The organism is Cupriavidus sp. R6-3 (assembly GCF_059772245.1).
Genome location: NZ_JCBAJO010000041.1, coordinates 22,615 through 29,709, shown reverse-complemented (window position 1 = coordinate 29,709; position 7,095 = coordinate 22,615). Strand labels below are relative to the sequence as shown.

General features: G+C 70.8%; 1 protein-coding gene. It reads left to right on the top strand.

Going from position 1 to position 7,095, the window contains the following annotated elements; genetic code table 11:
- The first annotated feature begins 31 nt into the window (after window positions 1–31).
- Complete coding sequence (locus AC6EI8_RS09990; protein WP_498381848.1) at window positions 32–7,042, top strand: LWXIA domain-containing protein; 7,011 nt, start codon at window positions 32–34, stop codon at window positions 7,040–7,042.
- Window positions 7,043–7,095: the final 53 nt, after the last annotated feature.

Genomic DNA, 7,095 nt, shown 5'->3' with positions numbered 1-7,095 from the left:
GTTCGCACATGGCGGCGGGGGCCGTGCCGCCGTGCTGGAGGCCGCGCGCGCCGAGCCGTCGATCGTGCTGCAGAACGCGATCTCGCCGCTGGACCGCGTGTCCGGCATGGACGGCCGCGCGATGTCGCTGTCCGTGCCCTATGGCGCCGAACTGGCGGCACGCGCGCTGCACGATGTCGACACGGTGCTGATCGCGACGTCGCCCGCCACGCTGCACGGCGGCGCCGACACGCACGGTCCGCTCGGTGCGGTGTCGCTCGGCGCCTATCTGAGCGCGCTGGGCAAGGAAGTCGTCTACGTCACCGACCCCGCGCACGAGGCGCTGCTGGCCGACCTGCCGCAAGGGGAGCTGGGCGTCGCCGATGCCCGCATCGAGACCTTCACCGCCACCGACTCGACGCGGGCCGCGCAGCAGGCGCAGGCGCTGCTGGCCAAGTACCGGACCCAGGCCGTGGTCGCGGTCGAAGTGGCCGGGCGCAACCGCGTCGGCGAATACCGGCTGGCCAACGGCGAACGCCTCGAGGGCGCGCCGCGGGTCGACCAGCTGCTGGTCGAGGCGAACGCCAAGGATCTGGTCACCGTGGCGATCGGTGCCGACAGCCATACCGCCGGCATGCGCTCCGCGCTGGAGCGCGCGATGACGTCGCTGCATGTCGAGCCGGCCGATATCGACCAATGGTCGGCGGTCGGCGCCAGTCACCCGGTGGTCGGCATGAACACCAACCTGGCGGCGCAGGCAGTCGGCTTCGCGCTGCAGCGTGCCTCCGGCGCCGACCATGCGATGCCGTCGACCGAGCGCGTCGCCGCGATGATCGACCGCATGGCGGCGCTGCATGCCTATGACAGCATCACGCTGGAGCGCGGCGCGACCAGCATGCGCGGCCTCGACAAGCGCAGCTACCTGGGCGTGTACGAGCTGCTGCAGGCACAGGCCAAGCAGCTGCCCGAAGGCCTGGACCTGGCGCAGATGCTGGACGGCATGCAGCGCCGCTTCGTGCCGAAGGGCGTGGACCCGGAGCAGTTCGGCATCAAGGTGATCGACGACATCATCGAGGTCACGGTCTTCGATTCGAGCAACGGCGGCATCCTGGCCGCCATGAACATCGCCCGGCATATCTTCTCGATGACCGGCAAGCGCGTGCAACTGGTCGCGTACGGCGATCACGCGGCGGGCACCTACGGCGGGCGCGAGCGCGACGACCTGATCCTCCGCGTCAACGACGGCCTGCACGCGATGCACCAGCAGCAGGCCGACGCCAACGCGCTCGGCTGCAATACGGCGTGCATCACCTATCCGGAAGGCTGGCGCGGGCTGGACGAGCGCGATTTCATCAACCTGATCCATACCACCGCCCGCGCGATGAAGGCGGACGGCGGCCGCAATATCGCGCTGGTCGCCACGCCGGGCACCGTCAACAGCCATGCCTATCGCGACGCGGTGGGCGCGCTGCGCACCGGCCAGAACGTGCTGGAGATCGGCGCCAACGAGTGGGCCGCCGCGGTCAACGCGCTGCAGCACCAGGCCACCGATGGGCCCGAGCTGGTGGCGATCCAGAAGCTGGTCGCCAAGTACATCAACGCCGATCGCATTCCGGCCGAGACCGAGACGCTGTGGCTGTGCTGCACGCACTATCCCGCGCTGGCCAAGCTGATCCGCCAGCAGCTCGACGCCAGCGGCCTGGGCCACGTCAAGGTGATCGACCCGATGCAGTACCAGGCCAGGGCGCTGGTCGATCGGCTGATCGAGCGCGGCGTGCTCAAGCAGGAAGACCTGCTGCCGGAGCCGATCCCGTTCGAGGAGGTCAGTGCGCACGACATGCTCCCGCTGCTGGCGGTGACCACCGGGCGCGCCAGCGAGGTCGTGCGGCTGGCGCAGGGCATGACCGAGGATCCGCGGGCGCGCGCGTTCGGCGTGCCAGAGTTCAGCGCCAGCACGGACCCGGGCCAGATCCGCGGCATTCTCGACGCCAACCGGATGCCGGCCGCGATCGATGCGATGGTCACCGCGTATACCGGCCGCAATATCGACCGCCTGGCGATCCCGCAGGGGGCGCTGCGCGCTGCCGCCGCCATGGCCGATTCCGATGTCGAGCACATCGTGCTGCTGACGGGCTTCTCGGTGGCCGAGGGCATGCCCGAGACCGACGGGCCGCCGGGGACCGTGGCGCTGGGCGCGATGCTGCGCGCCGGGGGCAAGCGCGTCAGCTATATCGTCGACTCGGCCAACCAGCCGATCCTCGAAGCGGCGCTGGCCGACATGGGGCAGCCGCTCGATTCGGTCCACGTGTTTGACGAGCATGCCGACAGCACGTCGCCGGTGGTGCGTGCGATGCTCGAGGAGATGCAGCCGGACCACGTGTCGTCGATCGAACTGCCGGGACGCACGGCAGCCGGCACCAAGCACAATATGCGCGGGGTCAACCTCGACGACTTCACGCCGGGAATCGACGCCTTCCTGAAGGCGGCGCAGGAGATGGGCATCGGCACGTCCTCGGTGGGCGACGGCGGCAACGAAGCGGGCATGGGCAATGTGGCGGCGTTCGTCCCGCTGGCGCCGGACGGCACGCCGATCGCCTCGACCGTCAGGACCGATATCCTGGTGACCGCCAGCGTGTCGAACTGGGGCGCCTATGCGATCGGCGCGGCATTCCTGCGCCAGCTCGGCAGGGCCCATCTGATGCCCACCGAGAACCAGATCCTGTCGGCCATCGAGGCATCGGTCCACGCGGGCGCGGTCGACGGTGTGTCGCGGCAGCAGGTACCCACGGTCGACGGTTTCTCGCCGGAGGTCCATGCGGCGGTGTACCGCTTCCTGCGGCTCTGGGCCGGCGCCGACTCGGTCACCGGGCCGGGGGCGCCGGTGCCTGCGCTGATGGGCACCGCGATGCCGCGCCGCCAGCCTCGCGCGGTGCTGGAAGACCTGTTCGCGCACGGGCTGCGCCGTCCCTTCCATGGCGCCGACGACGGCGGGCCGGGCCATGCTCGGGCGCGTCAGGTTCCCCCGATCGTCGATCGCAGCTGGTCGCTGCGCGATGGCGTACCCGGCGACACGGCGATCGCCACGGTGATCGACAGCGTGCACGCGACCGGCGGCCGGCTTGCCGACGTCAAGTACGTGGCGGTGCGGGAAGCCGACTCTGTCAACGCCAGGCCGAAGGTGATCGGCGCCTTCGATTCGCCGCAGCAGGCCGCGGCGCAGCTCGACCGGCAGGCGGCGGTCGGCGTCAAGGTGCGGCTGCAGGTCGTGCCCGACGCGCAGTACCGGGCCGGCCGCGTGCCGTCCGCCGAGGATGCCATCGGCACCGTGCCGCTGTCGCGGCGCGATGGTCGCACCGTGCCGGGCGAAATCGCGCTGAACCGCGCCTACGAAGGCGATATCCGCGTGGCGCTGCCCGAGGGGTTCGCCGAAGGCAAGCCGCTGGTGCGCAACGAGGGCGGCGAGCGGATCGACGTGCTGCAGCAGCTGGGACATTTCCCGCGGGCGCGGGCCCATCTGGATCTCGCGGCCGAGGCGGGCTACGTGACCTTCGACAACCGCGCGATGCCGATCTCGGTGCCGCAGGTGCCGGGCTATTTCACGGTGCGGGCCGAGGGCGCTTACCAGGGCGTGCGGATGGACATGGACGGCAGCGGCCGCCCGGACTACGACGCGGCGGCGCTGGCCGACCGGATCCGCTCGCATCCGGATTATCGCGAAGGCATGCCGGTACTGATCTACGACTGCTTCGGCATGGACGGTCCGCTGCCACTGGCGCAGCAACTGGCCACCGCGCTGAACGCGCGCGTCCACGCGCCCGACGGCAAGTGGGAGATCCGCGGCTGGTATGGCGATGGCGATACGGTATTCGGCGGCGCGATGCACGTCGATGCGACGCCTGACGCCATGGCGCAGTCCGACGCACCGGTGCACAGCCACGGCGGACGCTTCTACGGTGCGATGCCGGCCCTGCCGATCGTCGGCGTCAACGAAGGCGGACGGGCGCTGCCCGAAAGCGCCTTCGTCATGCCGCGAGGCAATGCGCCGGCTCCCGTGCGCGCCGGCGACACCAACACCAACGCCAACGCCAGCCATCCGGCCGGCTGGCGTGCCGCCCCGCCGCGCCATGCGGATGCGCGGTTCGGCGCGTCGCCGCTGAAGGTGATGGCGCCGGACGACTACAACGTCGTGCTGGGGCGCTTCGATCCCGAACGCGGCTTGCTCGACGCGGACGGCGAAGCGGTGGGCGCGCACCGGCTCGCGCTGGAACTTGCCGACGCGGGCAAGAAGGGCGCAGCGGTCGTGCTGGCGGTCGACGGCGGCAGCCAGCATGCGCGGCACGCCTTTGCGCAGAAGATGGCCGACGTGATGGGCGTCGACGTGATGCTGCCCGCGGCGGGCTTCAAGCTCGATACGCTGGAGCGCGCCGCGGGCCGGCCCGTGGACGTCAATACGGACGCCAATGCAGGCGGCCCGCCCAAGCCCGTCCTGAAGCTCGATCAGGACGGCGTCGCATGGCAAACGCTGCAGCCGCAACCGTATCGCCATGCCAACCGCAGCTTCGCGGTCGACGGTGTCGACGCGGTGCGGCTGATTCACGACGACGGCAGCCAGACGCCCGTCGATCTGGCCGACTATCTGGGCCCGCGGCTCGGCTCGGGCGCGATCAAGACGGTGTTTGCGCTGGGCAACAGCCATGCGGTGGGACTGGGCAACGACAGCATGATCGCGGCCTTCCCGATGGGCGCCGAACGCGAGGCGATGGCCCAGGTGCAGGCGCTGGGCATGCCGACGCTGCGCATCCATGGTGGCGACGGCGATACGGTGCTCGGCCATCCGGCCATCGTCTATGAGCGCTATCTGGCCGGCAGCGCGGAGCTGCTGGACGGCAGCGGCAATCTGCGGCCGCAGTACGCGGCACGGATGAACGCGCGCACGCTGCGCGATCTCGATGCGATCGAACACGGCATCGAGAACGGCGCGGACGGCCGCGGCCTGCTGCTGCAGGACGTCGAATTCGCCTTCTTCGCCGATGGCAGCGTCAAGATCGCCGACGTGATGTCGGTCGAGCCCGGCGGCGGCCTGGCTGCGCATGGGCAGGCCGTGGTGACGGTGCTGGCCAGGATGCGCGAGGCAGCGCAGGCCAACGTCGCCCGCGTCGCGACCGATCCGCAGGGCGCGGTGCGCTCGGCCACGTTCCGGCATGGCGGCGAGCCGGAGCCCGAGGGGGCGGGATTGCCGGAGCCGAACGAGTCGAGCGAGTCGGGTACGTCGGCCGAGTCCGCCGAGCCGGCCGGGGCTGCGGATCCGGACAGCGCGGCCAAGGCAGCCAATGCCGCCAATGTCGCCAACGCGGCGCAGTCCGGAAAATCCGCCAAGCCGGTCCCAGAGCCTGAAGAGACCGCGGCCGCCGAGGCGGCTGCCCACTCCGGCGATCCTGCCGGCGATCCTGCCGGCGCAGCCAAGCCGGCACAGCCCGCCAGGCCCGATCCCGATACCGAGCAGCCGCCCGCCGCCGAGGGCGCCAGCCAGGCCGGCAAGCCGCCCCAGGCTACCCCGCAGCCGGCACCGTCTTCCTCGGCACCCACGCCGACGCCGCGCCCATGGAAGCTGCGCGCCACCGTCGCCGCTTCGGTCGGCGGGGCCTTCGCCACCGGGGCCGCGGCCATGCCGTTCATGCCGACGCCCGGCACCGCCGCGGCGGTGGTGGTGGCCGGCTCCTGCTTCATCTATCGCGGCGGCGTCGCGGCCGGCCGCACGGCCTTCAGCAACCGCGTGATCCGCCACGTCGAGCGGCAGACCCCGGCCGACATTGTCTGGCTGCGCAAGGCCCTGACGGGCGACCGCGCGGCGATGTGGGGGATCAGCGAGAAAAATCGCGAGGCCTTCGCGAAGCATCTCGACGTTCTTGAACGCCATGTGAGCGCCGAAACCAGCAAGCCCTCGACGGAAGAGGTCGCGGCCGCGGTCCAGGCGCTGAAGCAGGCCGGCACGGCGCTGCTGACGCCGGACACCGTCGCCGGGCGCTTCAACGATGGCCTGCAGATCGGTACGCTCGCGATCAACAACGCCACCACGGTGACCTGGTTCATGCATCACGGCGTGGACCTGGGCAATGTCGCGACCTACAGCAACACGGCCTTCCTGGCGGCCAACGGCGTGCTGGCGACCTTCAATGTCGCCAACCGCATCGCCCACCACGCCAAGGTCAAGCTGCCCGCGCTGCCCGCCGCCCATACGCGCAAGTTCGTGATGAGCATGTATGCGGCCGGCGCGATCCCGCTGGCCGTCACGGACGTGATGACATACGGCGGCGTGGCCGGCGGCATCGGCGCGGCCAGCCTGGCGACCTTCGGCGTGGGCGCCTTCCTGCAGTCGCGCGTCGAGCGCGGCGTGGCCAACCGCGAGTTCAACAAGCTGGCGGCCGACAAGGGCGGCAATATCCAGCTCAAGCCGGACCAGTCGCTGCTGCCGCGCAAATGGGAGTTCTTCGGCCGCGCGATGCCGTATGGCCTGGTGCTGCTGGGCGGCGGCGTGATCGTCAACTTCGGCATGAAGATACTGCTGGAGACGCTGGGCAGCGACGAGGAAGACCAGCCGCGTACGCCGACGCCCGAGCCGACGCCGTCGTCGTCGACGCCATCGGTCCCCTCGACGCAGGACCCGTCGCCGACGCAGCCGGCGCCGCAGGAACCGCCGCGTTCGGCAACACCGTCCGAAGAGCCCAAGCCGCCGAGCAAGGAGCCGCCGACGACCACCGAACCGCCTCCGCAGAAACCGGAACCCCAGCCTCCGCAACACCCGCGGCCGCGCAACGGACGCGTAGTCGTGCAGCCTTACCATGCCGGCGTCGAGAGCGGGACGCTGTGGGGCATCGCGGCGACCAACCTCGATACGCTGCTGTCCGACGGGCAGAAGCAGGAGGCCGAGGCCGAGGCGATGACCACGGACGAGCAGGTCGCCGCCTACGCGCTGCGGGAGCTGATCAACCTGAATCCGCAGTACAACCTCGCGCAGAATCCGGACCACATCGAGCCCGGATGGGAGCTGGACGTGACGCGGTAGGGAAAGCGGGGAAGGGCCCGTGCCGTAGCCGGGCTCAGATCGTGGCTCGGCTC